Origin of the sequence: Blautia sp. AF19-13LB (assembly GCF_003479105.1) — a bacterium.
GTDB classification, from domain to species: domain Bacteria; phylum Bacillota; class Clostridia; order Lachnospirales; family Lachnospiraceae; genus Fusicatenibacter; species Fusicatenibacter saccharivorans.
Genome location: NZ_QUGO01000004.1, coordinates 15,342 through 33,099 on the forward strand (window position 1 = coordinate 15,342; position 17,758 = coordinate 33,099).

Below are 17,758 nucleotides of genomic sequence, written 5' to 3' on the forward strand. Positions count from 1 at the left end.
TGACAGATGGAAGAGGAAAGAAAAATCGAAGAACTGCAGAGATTGATTGATACGCATGAAAATATCGTATTCTTCGGCGGCGCGGGCGTGTCCACGGAGAGCGGGATTCCGGATTTCCGGAGCGTGGATGGCCTTTATCATCAGAAGTATGACGTTCCGCCGGAGACAATTTTAAGCCACAGCTATTTCCTGCGGTACCCGGAAAAGTTTTATGCCTTTTACCGCGACAAAATGCTTCCGGTCGGCGCGAAACCGAACGCGGCGCATAAGAAACTTGCAGAGCTGGAAGCGGCGGGAAAATTAAAAGCGGTTGTGACGCAGAACATTGACGGACTGCATCAGGCGGCGGGAAGTAAAGTAGTGTATGAACTGCACGGAAGCATACACCGCAATTACTGTATGAAATGCGGGGCATTCTGCGATACAGAGCTGGTGAGAAGGAGCAGCGGCGTTCCAAGATGTGAAAAATGCGGAGGCATGATCAAACCGGATGTCGTACTCTACGAGGAGAGTCTGAATGAGAAAGTGCTCGACGGTGCGATCCGCTCGATTGCGGCGGCAGATCTTCTGATTGTCGGCGGAACGTCACTTGCGGTTTATCCGGCGGCAGGCCTTCTCCAGTATTTTGAGGGCGATGCGCTGGTTCTCATCAACAAGGGCGCAACGCCGATGGATAAAAACGCGGATCTTCTGATCCAGCAGCCGATCGGGCAGGTGCTCGGCAGCATCAAAGTAAGATAGATTTTAATTAGAAAATATAAGGCGGAAGAAACATGGCAGAACATTACGAAGTAGGCGATATTGTAAAACTGAAAAAGCCGCATCCGTGCGGCAGCAGCGAGTGGGAAATCCTGCGTGTCGGCGCAGATTTCCGTCTCAAATGCACCGGCTGCGGCCACCAGATCATGGTAGCACGCAAGCTGGTCGAGAAAAACACCCGCGGATTACGAAAAAAAGATGCGTAATATCGTGAAAAAAACAAGAAAACACGCGAAAAAGGGCTTGCTATAAGCCCTTTTTTATGTTAAAATAACAAATTGTGACGTATAAAAATAATTCCTTGCTCCCCATAATGAAAATGGGGTGCCAAAAAGTCCAAAAGGAGGTAAAGCATGAACAAGTACGAATTAGCACTGGTTGTGAATGCAAAACTTGAAGAAGAGGAACGCGCAGCTGTAGTTGAGAAAGCCAAAGGTTATGTAACCCGTTACGGCGGAACAGTTGGCGAAGTAGAAGAGTGGGGCAAAAAACGCCTTGCATACGAAATTCAGCATATGCGTGAAGCATATTACTACTTTATTCAGTTTGAAGCAGACGCAACAGCTCCGGCAGAGATCGAGAGCCATATGCGTATTATGGATAACGTACTGAGATACTTAGTCGTTAAAAAGGAAGCTTAAGAGGTAAGCGAATGAATAAAGTTATATTGATGGGAAGATTGACCAGAGATCCCGACGTCAGATACTCTGCTGGAGAGAACTCCACAGCGGTAGCCCGTTATACACTGGCTGTTGACCGCAGATTCCGCAGAGACGGCGATTCCGCAACCGCAGACTTTATCGGATGCGTTGCTTTCGGCCGCCAGGCAGAATTTGCAGAGAAATACCTGCGTCAGGGAACGAAGATCGCCATCACCGGCCGCATTCAGACCGGAAGCTACACCAACCGTGAAGGCCAGAAGGTCTACACGACAGACGTAGTTGTAGAAGAGCAGGAGTTTGCAGAGAGCAAAAATGCAGGCGGAAACAACGGAGGATACTCCGCACCGCAGCATAACAATCCGGCTCCGTCCGCGAATACATCTGACCTGGGCAGTGCCGATGGTTTTATGAATATTCCCGATGGCATTGACGAAGAATTGCCATTTAATTGATAGAAAAGGAGAGATTGATCATGGCTTATAATAATAGTGAAAGACCAGCTTCCAGAAGACCGGCCCGCAGAAGAAGAAAAGTTTGTGTTTTCTGTGGTGGAGAAGAGATCAGCTACAAGGATGCAGCTAAACTGAAAAAATATGTATCCGAGCGTGGTAAAATCCTGCCGAGACGTGTAACTGGAACCTGCGCAAAACATCAGAGAGCAGTAACAGTAGCCGTTAAGAGAGCAAGACATATGGCTATTATGCCGTACGTAGATGATTGATTCTGACTTGCGCTAAGCACTGTCCGAACGTTCATTTTGAATCGGTAAATAAATGGAGGTATCTGCCCGAAAAGGGCGGGTACCTTTTTTGTATCCAGAAGTATCTTGTTGCCAAAGTACAGGTCAAAGTGGTATAATCGGAAGGACAGGAGCGAAATACAACACGCAACGTTGGAAAGGTGTTAGGAAATGAAAAGCAAAATGAAGTTGAGCGGCCAATTGCGGAGCTATCTTCGATGGCCGCTGATTTTGTCCATCCTGATGCTTGTGATGAATATCGGCATGTATTTTGTGGATGTGATGGCAGGAATGTGGTTCACGCTGTTTTTTGCAGTCTATGTGATCGCAGCCGCAGTTCTCTATTACAGACAGCGTCCGCAGGTGATCAACGAGCTGATTACCTTTGCGACCGAATACGGCCAGGTTCAGAAGCATCTGATCCAGGAACTGGCGCTGCCCTATGCCGTTATGGATTCGCAGGGAAAACTTCTCTGGGTCAACAAAGAGTTTACAAAAATCACAGGGAAGGATACACAGTATCATAAATGTATCGCCACCATTTTTCCGGAGCTGACGGTCGAGCGGCTGCCGAAAAATGAGGAGGAGACCGACATCAACGTGGCTTACGGCGAAAAGAATTTCCGTGCCCATGTAAAAAGCGTCTGCATCGACGAGCTGATCCAGAATTCGGAGATGATCAACACAGATATCAAAGGCTATTTTATTCAGGCACTGTATCTGTTCGATGAGACGGAGCTCCGCGAGTATATGCGGAAATTCGAGGACGAAACGATGGTCACCGGTCTTCTGTATCTGGACAACTACGACGAGGCGCTGGAGAGCGTCGAGGAGGTCCGCCGTTCCCTTCTGACCGCACTGGTCGAGCGAAAGATCAACAAATATTTCAACGATCTCGATGGACTGGTGAAGCGGTATGAGAACGACAAATACATCGTGGTCATGCGCCGGAGTTCGTTAAATGAACTGAAAGAGAAAAAGTTCGATATCCTCGAGGACGTCAAGACCATCAACATCGGAAACGAGATGGCGGTCACAATCAGTATGGGTATCGGAGCAGATGCTGGATCGTTTGCGAAAAACTCCGAGTATGCGAAAATCGCGATCGACCTGGCTCTTGGCCGGGGCGGCGATCAGGTCGTTTTAAAGGACGGTTCGAAGATTCAGTATTTCGGCGGAAAAACGCAGGCTGTGGAAAAGAATACGAGAGTCAAAGCCCGCGTCAAGGCGCACGCGCTGAAAGAGTTTATGAACACGAAAGAGAAGGTCGTTGTCATGGGACACCGCCTGCCGGATGCCGATTCGTTCGGTGCGGCCATCGGTATCTACCGTGCGGCGAAAACGCTGAATAAAAAAGCGTACATCGTCATCGACAACCCGACCAGCTCGATTATTCCGCTGATGAATACGTTCCGCGACAACCAGGATTATGAGGCGGACATGTTTGTCAATAATCATGAGGCGAAAGAGATCATGGACGACAACACGCTGCTCGTTGTGGTCGATACGAACAAGCCGAGCATCACACAGTGTGAGGATCTGCTGTACATGGCGAAAATGATCGTCGTGCTGGATCATCACCGGCAGGGAAGCGATACGATCCGCAACTCGGTGCTTTCCTATATTGAGCCGTATGCATCATCCGCGAGCGAGATGGTTGCCGAGATTCTCCAGTATTTTACCGAGGGAATCCGCATCCGGAACGTGGAGGCGGACAGCATCTATGCCGGCATCATGATCGATACCGACAACTTTATGCAGAAAACAGGTGTCCGCACGTTCGAGGCGGCAGCGTTCCTGCGCCGCTGCGGTGCGGATGTGACGCGTGTGCGCAAGCTGTTCCGTGAGGATATGAACGATTACAAGGCAAGAGGAGAGACGATCCGCAATGCGGAGCTGTTCCGCGGCCAGTTCGCGATTTCCGAATGCCCGAGCGACTATGTGGACAGCCCGACGGTGGTCGGAGCACAAGCGGCGAACGAGCTGCTGAACATTGTCGGTGTCAAGGCGTCCTTTGTATTGACCGAGTATAAAGGCGTGATCTATATCAGCGCCCGCGCGATCGATGAGGTCAATGTACAGATCATCATGGAGCGGATGGGCGGCGGCGGTCATCTGAATATGGCGGGATGCCAGCTCGAGACCGTCGATCTGGAGGGGGCGCGCAGCCTCCTAAAATCAACCTTAACAGAAATGCAGGATGGAGGAGAAATCTGATATGAAAGTTATCTTACTGGAAGACGTAAAAGCACTTGGTAAAAAAGGACAGACTGTAAACGTAAGTGACGGATATGCAAGAAACATGCTTCTGCCGAAAAAGCTTGGCATCGAGGCAACCGCAAAGAACCTGAATGAACTGAAACTGCAGAAAGCACACGAGGACAAAGTGGCAGCAGAGCAGCTTGCCGAGGCACAGGCTTTCGCAAAAGAGATCGAGGAAAAACAGGTTACCGTAGCCATCAAAGTCGGTGAAGGCGGAAAAGTATTCGGAAGCGTATCGGCAAAAGAGATCGCTGAGGCAGCAAAAGAGCAGCTCGGATACGACATCGACAAAAAGAAAATGCAGCTTCCGAACCCGATCAAGGTTCTTGGAACGACAGAAGTGCCGATCCGCCTGCATACCAAAGTAACTGCAAAGCTGAAAGTTATCGTAAAAGAAGCATAATTCTATGGAAGAAGCACTGATTAAACGAATCCTTCCGCACAGCATCGAGGCGGAGCAGTCGGTCATCGGTTCCATGCTGATGGGGCGCGAAGCCATCATGGCGGCATCGGAAATCCTGACGAGCGACGATTTTTACCAGCACCAGTACGGCGTCATTTTTGATGCCATGGTGGAGCTGTTCAATGAGGGAAAACCGGTCGATCTGGTCACCCTGCAGAACCGCCTGCGTGAAAAGGATGTTCCGCCGGAGATCAGTTCGATGGAGTTTGTCCGCGATCTTTTAAATGCGGTGCCGACTTCGGCGAATGTGCGCCATTATGCGAACATCGTCAGCGAGAAAGCGGTGCTGCGCCGTCTCATTAAGCTGACAGAAGAGATTGAGAATGACTGCTATCTGAACAAAGAGCCGGTGGAAGTCATCATGGAGGAGACGGAAAAGAAGATGTTCCAGTTATTGGGCCAGCGGAATTCCGGAGACTTCATGCCGATCCGCCAGGTTGTCATCAATACGCTGGAGAACATCGAGCGTGCATCGAAGACGAAGGGAAATGTCACGGGTATTCCGACCGGATTCACGGATCTGGACTACAAGACATCGGGTCTGCAGAACTCTGACTTTATCCTGATTGCGGCACGTCCGTCTATGGGTAAAACGGCGTTTGTCCTCAATATTGCGCAGTATATGGCGTTTAAGAAAGACAAAGCCGTTGCGATTTTCAGTCTCGAGATGTCGCGGGAGCAGCTGATGAACCGTCTGCTCTCGATGGAGTCGAAAGTAGATTCCCAGCATCTGAGAACCGGAAACCTGAAAGACGACGAATGGAGCAAGCTGATCGAGAGCGCCGGCATGATCGGTGAATCCCGACTGATGATCGACGATACACCTGGTATCTCGATCGGAGAGATGCGGTCGAAATGCCGCAAATACAAGCTGGAGCACGGTCTTGATATCATCATCATTGACTACCTGCAGCTGATGTCGGGAAGCGGAAAGAGCTCCTCGGAATCGCGTCAGCAGGAGATTTCGGATATCAGCCGTTCCTTAAAAGCACTCGCGAGAGAGCTGAATGTGCCGGTTGTTGCACTGTCCCAGCTTTCCCGGGCTGTTGAGCAGCGTACCGACCACCGTCCGATGCTTTCCGACCTGCGTGAGTCGGGAGCGATCGAGCAGGATGCCGACGTTGTTATGTTTATCTATCGAGATGATTACTATAATAAGGATTCCGAGAATAAGGGAATCGCGGAAATCATCATCGCCAAACAGCGAAACGGCCCGATCGGAACCGTCAATCTGGTCTGGCTGCCGGATTATACGAAATTTGCGAATGCAGAGAGATAAAAGAAAATATTTTATGTGTCAGAACGTGTCGTGGGATAGTCCTGCGGCACGTTTTTTGTGTATAATTGTATGAATTTGTCGGAATATTACGATGAGATTTTCTTGCGGCAGGGGATAACAGATCCTATAATAAAGGGAAGAAGGGAGTGGCTGCCGTATGGAAAATAGAACGTATCTGGTCACGGAGGCGGAGAAGCTGACCGGGGAGAAAGCGCATGTGCTCCGGTACTGGGAGGACGAGCTCGGCATGGAAATCCACCGCAATTCGCTGGGACACCGCTGCTATACTGCGCAGGACATTCAGATTTTTCTGGGAATCCGGGAACTGAAGAAAAAGGGGCTTCACCTGAAAGCGATCCGCGAGCTGATGCCGAAGCTGGTGCAGGCAACGGCGGAGATCAAAGCGTTTCCGGCGGAAGCGGCAGAGACGGCAAAGGAGAAGCCGGATCCGGCAATACCGGGAAAAGCGGACGAAGTGCCGGAGGTGGTTGTCGATCTTCTGCCCGAGCGGGAAGCAGAACAGCTGGCGGACACTGTGATGCGGCAGGAAGAGGAGGAGCGTCAGACGGAGTTTTACCGCGTGCTCGGCCGTCTGCTCGATCAGATGATACAGAAGCGGCGCCAGGAAGAGCGGAGCCGCCGTGTGGATGAGGCGATCCGCCGCCACCAGCAGAGCCGGAGAGAAGCAGCGGCGACGCTGGAGCAGAAAGGAAAACGGACGAAAGCAAAACGGGGCTATCGGAACAATGGGTAAATCGGACAGAAAAAAAGAACGCCTGTGAGAGGCGTTCTTTTTGGATCCACGCGGAAATCCGGCTTATTTTGCAGCCAGATAATCGTTGATCTGGTCTTCCAGAACCTGAGCGTCCAGGCCGTGAACCATAGCTGCTTCTTCCAGGGACTCACCCTGTGCAGAAGGGCAGCCGATGCAGTGCATGCCGGCTCCCATCAGGATTCCGATGATATTTGTATCCATTGCGATTAACTCGCCGATTGTCATGTCTTTCGAGATCTTTGCCATCTTAAAGTTCCTCCTTTAAATGTGTATATACCCGTCGTTCCGATTTTGACGGCTATTTTGATTATAGCGTACCCCCGGGGGGAATGCAAGAACAAATTCATAAGATTATAGAATGTTTATAATTTTGTACTTGTATTTCAGGGGGCAATCGTTTACAATGTGGATAGTACCGAAAGGGCCAAAAAATCTACAAGGAGGATAAGATCATGGCATATGTAATCACAGACGAATGTGTAAGCTGCGGAACCTGCGCTGGAGAATGTCCAGTAGAGGCTATCGCTGAGGGAGATTCCCATTACGAAATCAACCCGGATGTATGCGTTGAGTGCGGAACATGCGCAAGCGTATGTCCAACCGAGGCTATCACAGAAGAGTAATTTGTACGGAACGTACAAAAAAGGAAGTCCTTCGCGGACTTCCTTTTTTTATACATACGTTTCAAAACTTACAGAGAAGCCAGCTCCTGCAGAGCATTCTCTTTTACCATTGCATTTCCATGTTCCAGCAGAAATGCTTCAGCGGCCAGGGAGAAGGATTCCTGTCTGCCGTACTCGGAAAGAATGTTGCAGACCTTGTTGAATTCTTCCGGTTTGCAGCCGGACTGGTGCAGAACGAGCTGATAGTTGGCATCTGCCGTGTTCTTATAGAGGGAATTGCTGCCGGTAAAATACTGGTTCAGCGCTTTTGCGGAGCTGATGACATCGTCGAGGGTTGAGAAGTGGAAGGTGCGTACCAGATCCACATTCTTTTCCTCGGATGCTGCAGGCTCTTTTTCGTTTTCCTTCTGTGCCGCTTTCTTTGCGATTTCCTGTGCCTTGTTCTTCACATCGCAGAGCTTGTGGAACAGGTCGATGATGTCGTCCGCGCCGGAATACTGTACCGGTTCCGGTCCGTCCGTATCGTCGCCGGATGGAGCAAATTTGGCGAAGCGGGTGTCGAGCTCCTGTGGATCCTCGACTCTGGTGATAATGAGGACAATGCTGTCCGGAGCCACCGGAACGGCCTCGACCATGAGCGGGGCATTATCCACATTGAAGCCGAACTGCTGGTTGGCTTCAAGCATCATATCCTGAAACAGGCTGCGGGCCTTTTCCGTGCCGTAAGCCAGTTCGCTGAGCTTTAAATTTCTTTCGGCAAGATCGGCGCTGGTCAGTGTGCAGCGGATCTTGTTATCATTGATTTTTTCTATTTTCATAACTCTCACGTCCTTAATTACTCTTTACTTATATAAATAGGGCTGCTTACAATATAGTATAACACATCACGGAAAGAAGTAAAGAACTTAAGATTTTTTTTACATTTCGCATAATTTTTTCAGAAATGAAGGGACAAACTTTATTTGTAATTCCCCCGGCTTGAAGTATAATAGGAGTTGGGGAAACCTTTGCTTCTGCCCGGAGGGTGCATACTCCGGCCAGAAGCAGGCACAGAAAAAACGGATCGGATAAGAAGGCGTCCCCGTGAAACATGATCATTGAAACTAAAAACAAAAGTATTTCATACGGATCTATGGGGCTTTCTTTTTTGTACGTCACAACTGCAAATAAGCCATGAAACAAACAATCGACAAAACTTTTTAAACAGATTTTTTGAAAAATACCCAATAGCAAAAAGCAACGATACTTTCGTTACTGTTCAATCAGCAGTGAAACACCTGCTGTTTCGCTGCGTAAGAACATGATTCAGGTGTGAGCAGCCCTCCTTTTGCGAAGCAAAACTTTAAATGAGGGCTGCGAATGTTACAGTTCGCTGGGAACCAGTGAACTGTAACGATACTTTCTGACTCGCATGCGGTTCCCTTGCGCATAACGGTTGCTATTGGGTATTTTTTTTGTTATAATGGGCGCAAGTGGGGAGATCTTCAGAGCGAAGAAAAGGGGAAAAGAACACATGAAGGAGCAACAGAAGAAAAAAGCAGCGCCGGTACTGGTCGTACTGATTCTGATCGTGCTAGTCGGTGCAGCAGGCATTGTTTCATTTTTGATAAACCGATATAAACCCGGAACCGAATACATGGCCGGGAACGAATATTTTAACCTGACAGACGAAAACAGCGTTGCGCTGATCCAGAACGGAGAACTTCTGGAAGAGCAGGCCGTCCTTATCGGAGGAGAGCCGTATGCGGCGTACACATATGTAGAATCCCAGCTGAACAGCTGCTTCTACTGGGATGAAGAAACAAAAGGAATCCTGCTTACAACGAGCGGCGGCGTGCAGACACTGCTTCCGGGCGATGCGGCCGTTGCCAAAACACCGGGCGGACAGCCTGCCGTACAGCAGGAGAGCGACGGAACGGTTTACATTTCGCTGGATGTCGTAAAAGAATACACAGATCTCGACTATGCATATTACAGCGATCCCAACCGTGTTGTAATCCGGAATGAATGGGACGGAGTGGAGCAGGCGACGGTACAGTCAGACACCGCGCAGGTGCGCCAGAAAGGCGGCATCAAGAGTCTGATTCTTGCGGATGTACAGAAGGGTGACACCCTGCTGTATCTGGAAAATCTGGACAACTGGTGCAAAGTCATGACGGCGGACGGCTATACCGGCTACATCCAGACAGAGGATATCTCCGAGCCGGAGGACATCGAAGCGCGGACGGCAAAGAAAGATTCCTATGAAAGAATTACACGGGATCACAAAATCAATCTGGTCTGGCATCAGAGCACATCGACCGAGTCGAACGACGCGATGGCAGAGATGACAGCAGAAATGACCGGCGTGAACGTGATTTCACCGACCTGGTTTTCCGTGACAGACGAAACCGGTACGATTTCCAGCCTTGCGAGCGCCGATTACGTGAAACTGGCGCATGAAGCGGGACGGGAAGTCTGGGGATTGATTGATAACTTTAATGAAGCATTTGACGAAACAACCGATCTTGCCTACGCATCCGTGCGCAGTAGAATCATTGAGCAGCTGCTCGCCGAGGCAGCATCGTGCGGCATGGACGGCATCAACGTGGATTTCGAGAATCTGAAAGAGGCCGGAATCCCGCATTACCTGCAGTTTCTGCGGGAACTGACGAGCGCGGCGCATGCACAGAATCTTGTGGTGTCGGTCGATACGCCGGTACCGCAGGCTTACACGATGTATTATCAGCGCGGCGAGCAGGCAAGATTTGTGGACTATATGATTGTCATGGCCTATGACGAGCATTTCGCGGGAAGCGAGGAGGCAGGCTCTGTTTCATCCCTCCCGTTCGTACAGCAGGCCGTGGAGGAGATGACGCGGGTGATGCCTGCCGATCAGGTGATCTGCGGAATCCCGTTTTATACCCGTGTCTGGACGGAAAAGTTCGGACAGAGCGCCATTACCAGCGAGGTGCTGGGCATGGATGGCGCCAAAAACTATGCCAAAGAGAATCAGATGACAGAAACCTGGGATGCATCCCTTGGCCAGAATGTGGCAACGGTAGAAACTTCCGATGCCAGATACACGATCTGGATGGAGGATGAGCAGTCCATGGAGGAAAAACTGAAAGTGATCCAAAGCGCTGATCTCGCCGGGGTGGCAGAGTGGAAGCTCGGATTCGAGTGCGCAGACGTCTGGAGTCTGATTTCAGAATATATTGAAACAAACAGTTGACGAGGAGTCCGGGAAGGATAAGGGGAATGATAAAAGCCCGGGCACGAAGGAGGAGTATACATGTCAGAAAACAATCACGAAGAATTATTTAAAACAACGCTGATGGGCGGTTTCGATAAGGACGATGTCATGACGAAAGTGCAGAACCTGAAAGATCAGGCGTATGCCGCTCAGAAGAAACTGGAAGCGAAGATCGAGGAAAAAGAGCAGGAAATCGAGAAGCTGAACCGCAAGATCCGCGAGCGTGAGGATAAAATCGAGGAGCTCGAAAAAAATATTCATGAGAAATACCAGAGCTATATCGACAATTATGACAGCATCAGCGGCCTTGTGTTTGAGGCACAGGTGAAAGCGAAAAAACTGACACAGGAAACAGAGGAGAGCTGCAGAAAGCTAAAAGAAGAGACCGAGGAAGCCTGCCGCCGGAAAACCGAAGAAACGGACGAGTCCTGCCGCGAGAAAACGGAGGAAACGGATGAGGCGTGCTGCAAAAAGAGAGAGGAGACAAACGAGTCCTGCCGGAAACAGCGGGAAGAGACAAAGGAATCCTGTGCAAAGCAGCGCCGCGAGACGAAGGAACAGTGCGAATACATGGTAGAGAGCGCACGTCAGAAGGGCGAGGAACTGGCTGCTGTTTATGAAGAAAAACTGCAGGCCGAAGCAGAAGAAATCCAGAGCCATATGGACGCGGAGCTGCAGAAAGCCAACACCAGATACCAGAAGATTTACGCCGAGATGGAAACCATGACGAGTGTACTCGAGAAGAATCGCAGAATTTTTGAGGAGACCTTTGCCGGCATCGAAAAAATGCGTGAGGAGATGAAACGTTCTGCATCGGAAGTGGAAACCTTCATGAAAGATCCGGTAAAAAGTATCTTTCCCGGAGAGGCAAAAGAAACAGCCGCAGAGCCAGACCGTGAAGATACCGCAGAAGAAGCAGAGGAAGAAGACGAAATCGTCGAAAATTCCGCAGTCATCGATTTCGAAAATGAGCCGGATTATCTTGATGATGACAACGACGAAGAAGAGGATGAAATCCCGAATCGCGCGCATGATGAAGAAGATGAGGAAGAGTAACCGGAAGCAATAAGAGTTGTAACCTGCCCCGCTGCTGCATAAAATGACCAAGAAAGGAAATTTGCAGCAGGGGGCTTTTTATTTGGAAAAAGGGAAAAAACTGGAATGGCTGATGGCGGTGATTCTGCTTTCGGCGGCGTATGTTCTGTCCCGCGAGGGCGCACGGCTGGTGGCAGCACAGAAGGCAGCCACAAAAGTAGTGGTGCTGGACAGCGGCCACGGCGGCGACGATCCCGGCAAAATCGGGGCAAACGGTGTCAAAGAAAAGGACATCAACCTTGCGATTGCCCGTCTGCTGAAAAAGAAGCTGGAAAAGCAGGGAATCCTTGTGGTGATGACGCGGGAAGGGGAGAATGATCTCTCCGATCCGGGAGCCGTGAATGCGAAAGTGCAGGATCTGCAGCGGCGCGTGCAGCTGATTCATGAAAAAAAGCCGGACTGTGTGATCAGCATTCACCAGAACAGCTACCCGGATGCGGCGGTCAAAGGGGCGCAGGTGTTTTATTATACGGATTCAAAAGAAGGCGAAAAACTGGCGCTCTGCATGCAGGCTGCACTGGTCGCGGGGCTCGATCCGGCGAATCACAGGAAAGCCAAGGGAAACAAAACGTATTACATGCTGAAGAAGACAGACGCAGTGCTGGTGATCTGCGAGTGCGGATTCCTCTCAAATCCGGAGGAAGAAGCGCTCCTGAACACAAAGGAGTACCAGAAAAAGGTGGCGGATGCACTGTGTGACGGCGTTTTAACGTATCTGGGAGAAAAGAAGAATGGCAAAGAGAAGACACAGACGAAGACGGAAGAGACCGCTGCGGGCGCTGCTTCCGCTTATGCTTGCCCTGCTGGCGGCTTATCTGGTATTCGGAGAGTTTGATGAGAGCGATCCCGCGCAGAACGGAAGCGGAGCGGACAGCAGCACTGCTTCACAGACGGCAGACGAAAACAATGGTCTGTCAGAGAATGGCGCAACACAGTTTCAGGCGGAAAATACAGATGAGGAGGAGCTGGCGAAGCGGTATTATTACAGCCAGCTCGATGAAAACAGACAGATGATTTACCGCGAACTGGTGCAGGGAATCGCGGAACACCAGGAAACCATCATCACAAAAGGCGGCGATCCCGATGTGACGGCGGAGGTTTACGGATGGGTCTATATGGATTACCCGGAGTACTGCTGGATCAACGGAGCATCACATGTCACGGGATACGGTGAGCCGAAAAACTACTGTGAGGTAGTTCCGGAATACACGATTTCTGCGGAGGAGATCACAGGCCGCCAGACCCAGATCAAAGGGGCGGGAAATGATTTCTTAAGTGATATCGACCGTTCGATGGATGACTATGGGAAGATCAAGGCTGTCTTCGAAAAATGTATCCGGCAGATTGATTATGTGAAAGATGCGCCGGAGAATCAGACACTCTACAGCGGACTTGTGAACGGACAGACGGTCTGCGCAGGCTATGCCAGAACGTTCCAGTATCTGATGAACCGCCTGGACATCCCGGTCATTTATGTGACGGGAACGACAGACACCGGCGAGGCGCACGGCTGGAATATCGTAAAGTGCGGAGACAATTATTACAACGTCGATGTAACCTGGGGCGATCCGGTATTCGCAGAGGGCGAGAGCGGCGAGTACAATCTGCCGGACGACCTGATCTACTACGATTTTCTCTGCGTTTCCGATGCGGAATTTTCGGACACGCATCAGGCGGATGCGAATCTGCCGCTCCCGGCGTGCAATGCAGATGACCTCGAGTATTACCGCCAGATCGGCCGGTACATGGATACATTTGATGCGACGCAGATTCTGTGGGAAATGGAGACGGATATTGAAGAGACAAAAGAGTATTCCGAATTTAAATTTGCCACCGATGATCTGATGGCACAGGTCATGGAAGCCCGACCGGAGCTTCTCGATAAGGCTTCCGGCTATCTTTGCAGCTATTACGGACTCGGGTCCGTAAAATATACATACAGCGAGGATACGGCGACAAGAAAGCTGATGGTATTCTGGCAATATAAAGGAGAACCGAGTGAATGACGGTTCTCCTTTAAAAATATCCGGAAACAAAATGTCGATCAGCTCGCGCTCGAGAAACTCGATGGTAATCAGGCACGAATAAGGGAGTTCGGAAACCTGGGAAACACTCACAAGATCCTGACGGACGGTGATGGAATGATCCGTGACATCGGTAACCTCTGCGACCCAGGCGGCATGCGGGATCGTCAGATGTTTCGCAATCAAAGGGCCGACCTGCGCGGTATCGCCGTCGGTTGTCTGACGTCCGCAGATAATCAGATCCGCGCCGCCGATCACCTGAATACCCTGCGCCGGCGTTAAGAATATCCCCCGTGGGGGCTTGTGAAAAAGGCCGATTTTTGGTAGAGTAAAGGGATATTTGAGCGGTTGGAGAACGACCCCGCCGGGAAAGTTAAGAAAAAGAAGAAAGAAGCGGAAGATATGGAACAGGAATTATTACAGGAAATTGCCTCCTACTGGGGAACCCGTGCGGAGGGGTATTCTGAGGTCAATGAAAAAGAACTGGCGGGAAGCCAGAGAGAAGCGTGGCTGCATGTATTAGAGGAGCAGTTTCCAGAGAAAAAGAAAGAAGAGATGAAGATTCTCGATATCGGAACCGGCCCGGGATTCTTCCCGATGATTTTGTCGGAGGCAGGTTATACGGTGACGGCTGTTGACTACACGGAGGAGATGCTGGAAAAGGCGAAAGAGAATCTGGGAAAATATACGAAATACGGTCTGGAGCGCGTGACGCTGCAGCGGATGGATGCACAGAATCTGGAGTTTGCGGATGAGACCTTTGATGTTGTCATTTCCAGAAATCTGACCTGGAATCTGGAAAAGCCGGAGCAGGCATACCAAGAGTGGATGCGTGTCCTGAAACCGGGCGGCGTGTTGCTCAATTTTGATGCGAACTGGTACGGTTATCTCTATGACGAGGAGAAAAAAGAAGCGTACGAGGCAGACCGGAAGAAAGTGGAAGAGCAGCAGCTCGACGACCATTATCTGTGCACGGACATTGACCGCATGGAAAACATTGCGCGCCAGGTGCCGCTCTCTGCGATGGAACGGCCGGCGTGGGATACGAAGGTGCTCGAATCCCTCGGCGTCTGTTCCATCCAGACCGATTCCGAAATCTGGAAGCGCGTCTGGAGCGAGGAAGAGAGACTGAACTATGCATCGACACCGATGTTTCTGGTGCGCGCGGAAAAAAGCGCAGAGCAGTCCTTCCAGCTTGGTGATGTGACCGTCCGCCGCGGCGAAAAATATCAGGCGGCTTCCGAAGACGGCCTCTGGTATCCGGCGGCAAAACCGGGCGATATGGTAACAGAAGGGGGCCCTGTCGTTGCTTACGGAAGAATTGTGCGCGAGCCGGAGTACGACGACCGCAAAGAGCAGATTGTCCATTACTGGGAGAAACGGAGCGAGAGCTTTTTAGAGCAGAGACGCTCCGAACTTGCAAACCCGATTGCGAAGCGCTGGATGAAAGAGATTGAAAAACAGATCCCGGCGGGAAGACGGTTAAAGATCCTTGATGTGGGCTGCGGAGCCGGATTTTTCTCGATCCTGCTGGCAAAAGAGGGCCACGAGGTATTCGGCATCGACCTGACACCGGAGATGATTGAGAATGCAATCCAGCTTGCCGAAGAAGAGAATGCCGACTGCTGCTTCCAGGTCATGGACGCGGAAAATCCGATGTTTGCGGATGAAACGTTCGATGTTGTCATTTCCCGAAACCTGACGTGGACGCTGCCGAATGCGGAGCATGCTTACGGCGAGTGGATGCGTGTGCTGAAAACGGGCGGTGTGCTGCTGAACTTCGATGCCAATTACGGAAAAGAAGATGTTGCCGATACGAAGGGACTTCCGGAGGCGCATGCCCATTTCAAGGTTGGAAACGAGATGCTAGAAGAGTGCGAACGGATCAAATCACAGCTCCCGATCAGCCGCAAAAACCGGCCGGCGTACGATGTGGCGGTGCTGTGCGAAAACACAGCGGGAGAAATCCGCATTGATACGAGCCTTGGAAAACGCATTTATCTGGAAAAAGACGAGTTCTATAACCCGGCACCGATGTTTTCGATTTGTGCCGTGAAGCAGTAAAGGAGTATTTGTGAAAAAATATCTGTTAAAACGACTGCTTCGCCTGATTCCGGTATTCCTCGGCGTGACGATTCTCGCTTTTCTGCTGACGGGACTTTCCTCGGTCGATGCGGTGGATTTAAAAGAGAGCAGCAGCGGCGGCGTGATGTCGGAGGCGGAAAAAGAAGCGATGCGGGAGGAGCTGGGACTGAATGAGCCGAAAGCTGTCCAGTACCTGCAATGGCTGAAAAACGCCCTGCGCGGTGACTTCGGGGAGTCGTACGTTTCCGGCAAACCGGTGCTTGTAAGCTTCTGCGAAAAACTGCCCGCAACGATTGCACTTGCGGCGCTGGCGCTTGCCATGACGGTCTGTCTTTCGTTTCCGCTCGGTATCTTAAGTGCAAAATATCAGAATACGTGGGCGGACCGCAGTATCAGCCTGTTCTGCTTTGCAGGTAATTCGTTTCCGGGGTTTTTCACTGCACTTCTTCTCTTGTATTTCTTTTCGCTGAAATGGAATCTTTTTCCGGTTCTCAGTATGGGAAAGGGATGGAAAAGCTGTGTGCTTCCGGCGGCGACGCTTGCGGTTTCGATGACGGCAAAATACACCCGTCAGGTGCGTTCTGCCGTGCTTGCAGAGCTGGAGCAGGAGTACGTGGCGGGTGCACGGGCACGTGGGTTAAGTGAAAACCGGATTCTGTTCGGAAATATATTAAAATCCGTGCTGCTTCGGATGGTCACGCTGCTATTCTTATCCGCCGGTTCGCTGCTTGGAGGAACCGCCATCGTTGAGACGATTTTCATGTGGAATGGTGTCGGAAAAATGGCCGTGGATGCCGTTTCCATGCACGATATTCCCGTGATTCAGGCATATCTGGTGTGGATGGCGGCGATCTATCTGCTGCTGCATCTCATTGCTGATCTGCTGATGGGGGCACTGGACCCGCGGGCGAAGCTGGAGGGAATGCGATGAAAAAAGAACAGAAAAGAAAGATCCTTTTTTATGGCATCCTCGCCGGTGCGCTGCTGCTGTTTGCCGCGTGTGCGGCCCATCTGGCACCGTACGATCCGTATGAGCAGAATCTGGAACTGTCCCTTCTTCCGCCGTCCGCGGCGCACTGGATGGGGACGGACCGCTATGGAAGAGATCTGTTTTCAAGGATTCTCTCCGGCGCGCGGGTCAGCATTTTTTCAGCACTTCTTGTCGTTGCGGCAAGCGCTCTGATCGGAACACTCGCCGGAATTTTCAGCGGCTGGCTGGAAGGTAAAACGGATACGGTTCTGATGCAGATCTCCGATATTTTTCTGGCCTTTCCGGGTATGGTATTTGCAATCGCATTTTCCGGCGTTCTGCAGAGCGGCATGACGGGAGCCGTTGTGTCGCTGATCCTTGTTTCCTGGCCGAAATATGCACGGCTTGCACGGAACCGTGTGCTGGCACTGAAACACATGCCGTTCATCGCGGCGGCGCGCCTTACAGGAAACGGAACATGGAAGATGATCGGACGCCATATTCTGCCGAATCTTGCGGGGCAGACGATTGTCACAGCGGTGCTTGATATCGGAACGATGATGCTGGAAATCGCGGGTCTGTCCTTCCTCGGCCTTGGTGCGGAAGCGCCGTCGGCGGAGTGGGGAGCGATGATGAGCAACGGAAGAAGTATGCTGCAGACCGCGCCCTGGGTCATTCTGGCGCCGGGACTGGCGATTTTTCTGACCGTTCTTGTCTGCAATCTGCTTGGTGAGGCGGTACGGAAAACGGTGGATCAGGGATAAGGGGCAAACGAAAATGGAAACAA

General features: G+C 51.0%; 19 protein-coding genes and 1 pseudogene. 17 read left to right on the forward strand and 3 right to left on the reverse strand.

Annotated elements, in window-relative coordinates:
- Positions 1-6: 6 nt before the first annotated feature.
- The 9 genes from DWX32_RS05150 (at position 7) to DWX32_RS05190 (ending at position 6,918) form a co-directional block, all read left to right on the forward strand.
- Positions 7-741, forward strand: a complete 735-nt coding sequence (locus DWX32_RS05150; RefSeq protein ID WP_118601002.1) for an NAD-dependent protein deacylase — start codon at positions 7-9, stop codon at positions 739-741.
- Positions 742-773: 32 nt separating this feature from the next.
- On the forward strand, positions 774-965 hold the full coding sequence (locus DWX32_RS05155) for a DUF951 domain-containing protein (protein ID WP_022461609.1): 192 nt from the start codon (positions 774-776) through the stop codon (positions 963-965).
- A 147-nt stretch (positions 966-1,112) separates the two neighbouring features.
- Positions 1,113-1,400 carry a 30S ribosomal protein S6 gene (gene rpsF, locus DWX32_RS05160; RefSeq protein WP_022461610.1) on the forward strand — a complete coding sequence of 96 codons (288 nt, stop codon included), beginning with the start codon at positions 1,113-1,115 and terminating at the stop codon, positions 1,398-1,400.
- Between the two features lie 11 nt (positions 1,401-1,411).
- Positions 1,412-1,873: a single-stranded DNA-binding protein gene (locus DWX32_RS05165; RefSeq protein ID WP_055220137.1), complete on the forward strand. Its 462-nt coding sequence runs from the start codon at positions 1,412-1,414 to the stop codon at positions 1,871-1,873.
- Between the two features lie 20 nt (positions 1,874-1,893).
- Positions 1,894-2,142, forward strand: a complete 249-nt coding sequence (gene rpsR, locus DWX32_RS05170) for a 30S ribosomal protein S18 (RefSeq protein WP_022461611.1) — start codon at positions 1,894-1,896, stop codon at positions 2,140-2,142.
- 189 nt (positions 2,143-2,331) lie between these two features.
- Positions 2,332-4,377, forward strand: coding sequence for a DHH family phosphoesterase (locus DWX32_RS05175; protein WP_117802327.1), 2,046 nt, complete (start codon positions 2,332-2,334; stop codon positions 4,375-4,377).
- Position 4,378: 1 nt separating this feature from the next.
- A complete protein-coding gene (gene rplI, locus DWX32_RS05180) occupies positions 4,379-4,825 on the forward strand; it encodes a 50S ribosomal protein L9 (RefSeq protein WP_118659358.1) in 447 nt (148 codons plus the stop codon).
- A 4-nt stretch (positions 4,826-4,829) separates the two neighbouring features.
- Positions 4,830-6,164, forward strand: coding sequence for a replicative DNA helicase (gene dnaB, locus DWX32_RS05185; protein ID WP_022461614.1), 1,335 nt, complete (start codon positions 4,830-4,832; stop codon positions 6,162-6,164).
- Positions 6,165-6,321: 157 nt separating this feature from the next.
- Positions 6,322-6,918, forward strand: coding sequence for a MerR family transcriptional regulator (locus DWX32_RS05190; RefSeq protein WP_118659359.1), 597 nt, complete (start codon positions 6,322-6,324; stop codon positions 6,916-6,918).
- Positions 6,919-6,981: 63 nt separating this feature from the next.
- Here the strand turns inward: DWX32_RS05190 and DWX32_RS05195 are convergent, their stop codons facing one another.
- Positions 6,982-7,185 carry a DUF1858 domain-containing protein gene (locus DWX32_RS05195; protein WP_022461615.1) on the reverse strand — a complete coding sequence of 68 codons (204 nt, stop codon included), beginning with the start codon at positions 7,183-7,185 and terminating at the stop codon, positions 6,982-6,984.
- Between the two features lie 206 nt (positions 7,186-7,391).
- Here DWX32_RS05195 and DWX32_RS05200 point away from each other — a divergent pair, with 206 nt between their 5' ends.
- Positions 7,392-7,562, forward strand: a complete 171-nt coding sequence (locus tag DWX32_RS05200; protein WP_022461616.1) for a DUF362 domain-containing protein — start codon at positions 7,392-7,394, stop codon at positions 7,560-7,562.
- A gap of 68 nt (positions 7,563-7,630) precedes the next feature.
- On the opposite strand, the gene DWX32_RS05205 is transcribed toward DWX32_RS05200, so the two are convergent.
- Positions 7,631-8,380, reverse strand: coding sequence for an adaptor protein MecA (locus DWX32_RS05205; protein WP_022461617.1), 750 nt, complete (start codon positions 8,378-8,380; stop codon positions 7,631-7,633).
- Positions 8,381-9,075: 695 nt separating this feature from the next.
- On the opposite strand from DWX32_RS05205, the gene DWX32_RS05210 reads away from it, so the two are divergent.
- The 4 genes from DWX32_RS05210 to DWX32_RS05225 all read left to right on the forward strand — a co-directional run bounded on the left by DWX32_RS05210 (position 9,076) and on the right by DWX32_RS05225 (position 13,898).
- Positions 9,076-10,776 carry a glycosyl hydrolase family 18 protein gene (locus DWX32_RS05210; RefSeq protein ID WP_158579555.1) on the forward strand — a complete coding sequence of 567 codons (1,701 nt, stop codon included), beginning with the start codon at positions 9,076-9,078 and terminating at the stop codon, positions 10,774-10,776.
- 60 nt (positions 10,777-10,836) lie between these two features.
- Positions 10,837-11,853, forward strand: coding sequence for a hypothetical protein (locus DWX32_RS05215; protein ID WP_117814513.1), 1,017 nt, complete (start codon positions 10,837-10,839; stop codon positions 11,851-11,853).
- 82 nt (positions 11,854-11,935) lie between these two features.
- Entirely contained in the window at positions 11,936-12,727 is a 792-nt protein-coding gene (locus DWX32_RS05220) for an N-acetylmuramoyl-L-alanine amidase (RefSeq protein WP_330421815.1), read from the forward strand.
- Positions 12,624-13,898, forward strand: a complete 1,275-nt coding sequence (locus tag DWX32_RS05225) for a transglutaminase domain-containing protein (protein ID WP_118659361.1) — start codon at positions 12,624-12,626, stop codon at positions 13,896-13,898. The genes DWX32_RS05220 and DWX32_RS05225 overlap by 104 nt, the downstream gene beginning before the upstream one ends.
- A gap of 120 nt (positions 13,899-14,018) precedes the next feature.
- On the opposite strand, the pseudogene DWX32_RS20845 reads toward DWX32_RS05225, so the two are convergent.
- A pseudogene (locus DWX32_RS20845) lies at positions 14,019-14,174 on the reverse strand (electron transfer flavoprotein subunit beta); the annotation flags it as partial.
- Positions 14,175-14,318: 144 nt separating this feature from the next.
- Here DWX32_RS20845 and DWX32_RS05235 point away from each other — a divergent pair.
- Genes DWX32_RS05235 through nikC form a run of 3 tightly spaced genes read left to right on the forward strand, consistent with a single transcriptional unit; the run spans position 14,319 to position 17,735 of the window.
- On the forward strand, positions 14,319-15,980 hold the full coding sequence (locus tag DWX32_RS05235; protein WP_118659426.1) for a class I SAM-dependent methyltransferase: 1,662 nt from the start codon (positions 14,319-14,321) through the stop codon (positions 15,978-15,980).
- A gap of 10 nt (positions 15,981-15,990) precedes the next feature.
- Positions 15,991-16,932 carry an ABC transporter permease gene (locus tag DWX32_RS05240; protein ID WP_118659362.1) on the forward strand — a complete coding sequence of 314 codons (942 nt, stop codon included), beginning with the start codon at positions 15,991-15,993 and terminating at the stop codon, positions 16,930-16,932.
- The gene (nikC, locus tag DWX32_RS05245) at positions 16,929-17,735 is read left to right on the forward strand and encodes a nickel transporter permease (protein ID WP_055228100.1); all 807 of its coding nucleotides are present in this window, start codon (positions 16,929-16,931) and stop codon (positions 17,733-17,735) included. The genes DWX32_RS05240 and nikC overlap by 4 nt, the downstream gene beginning before the upstream one ends.
- The last annotated feature ends 23 nt before the right edge of the window (positions 17,736-17,758 follow it).

Coding starts and splice junctions, on each gene's coding strand:
- DWX32_RS05150 (WP_118601002.1), top strand. CDS start 7: ATGGAAGAGGAAAGAAAAATCGAAGAACTGCAGAGATTGATTGATACG.
- DWX32_RS05155 (WP_022461609.1), top strand. CDS start 774: ATGGCAGAACATTACGAAGTAGGCGATATTGTAAAACTGAAAAAGCCG.
- rpsF (WP_022461610.1), top strand. CDS start 1,113: ATGAACAAGTACGAATTAGCACTGGTTGTGAATGCAAAACTTGAAGAA.
- DWX32_RS05165 (WP_055220137.1), top strand. CDS start 1,412: ATGAATAAAGTTATATTGATGGGAAGATTGACCAGAGATCCCGACGTC.
- rpsR (WP_022461611.1), top strand. CDS start 1,894: ATGGCTTATAATAATAGTGAAAGACCAGCTTCCAGAAGACCGGCCCGC.
- DWX32_RS05175 (WP_117802327.1), top strand. CDS start 2,332: ATGAAAAGCAAAATGAAGTTGAGCGGCCAATTGCGGAGCTATCTTCGA.
- rplI (WP_118659358.1), top strand. CDS start 4,379: ATGAAAGTTATCTTACTGGAAGACGTAAAAGCACTTGGTAAAAAAGGA.
- dnaB (WP_022461614.1), top strand. CDS start 4,830: ATGGAAGAAGCACTGATTAAACGAATCCTTCCGCACAGCATCGAGGCG.
- DWX32_RS05190 (WP_118659359.1), top strand. CDS start 6,322: ATGGAAAATAGAACGTATCTGGTCACGGAGGCGGAGAAGCTGACCGGG.
- DWX32_RS05195 (WP_022461615.1), bottom strand. CDS start 7,185: ATGGCAAAGATCTCGAAAGACATGACAATCGGCGAGTTAATCGCAATG.
- DWX32_RS05200 (WP_022461616.1), top strand. CDS start 7,392: ATGGCATATGTAATCACAGACGAATGTGTAAGCTGCGGAACCTGCGCT.
- DWX32_RS05205 (WP_022461617.1), bottom strand. CDS start 8,380: ATGAAAATAGAAAAAATCAATGATAACAAGATCCGCTGCACACTGACC.
- DWX32_RS05210 (WP_158579555.1), top strand. CDS start 9,076: ATGAAGGAGCAACAGAAGAAAAAAGCAGCGCCGGTACTGGTCGTACTG.
- DWX32_RS05215 (WP_117814513.1), top strand. CDS start 10,837: ATGTCAGAAAACAATCACGAAGAATTATTTAAAACAACGCTGATGGGC.
- DWX32_RS05225 (WP_118659361.1), top strand. CDS start 12,624: ATGGCAAAGAGAAGACACAGACGAAGACGGAAGAGACCGCTGCGGGCG.
- DWX32_RS05235 (WP_118659426.1), top strand. CDS start 14,319: ATGGAACAGGAATTATTACAGGAAATTGCCTCCTACTGGGGAACCCGT.
- nikC (WP_055228100.1), top strand. CDS start 16,929: ATGAAAAAAGAACAGAAAAGAAAGATCCTTTTTTATGGCATCCTCGCC.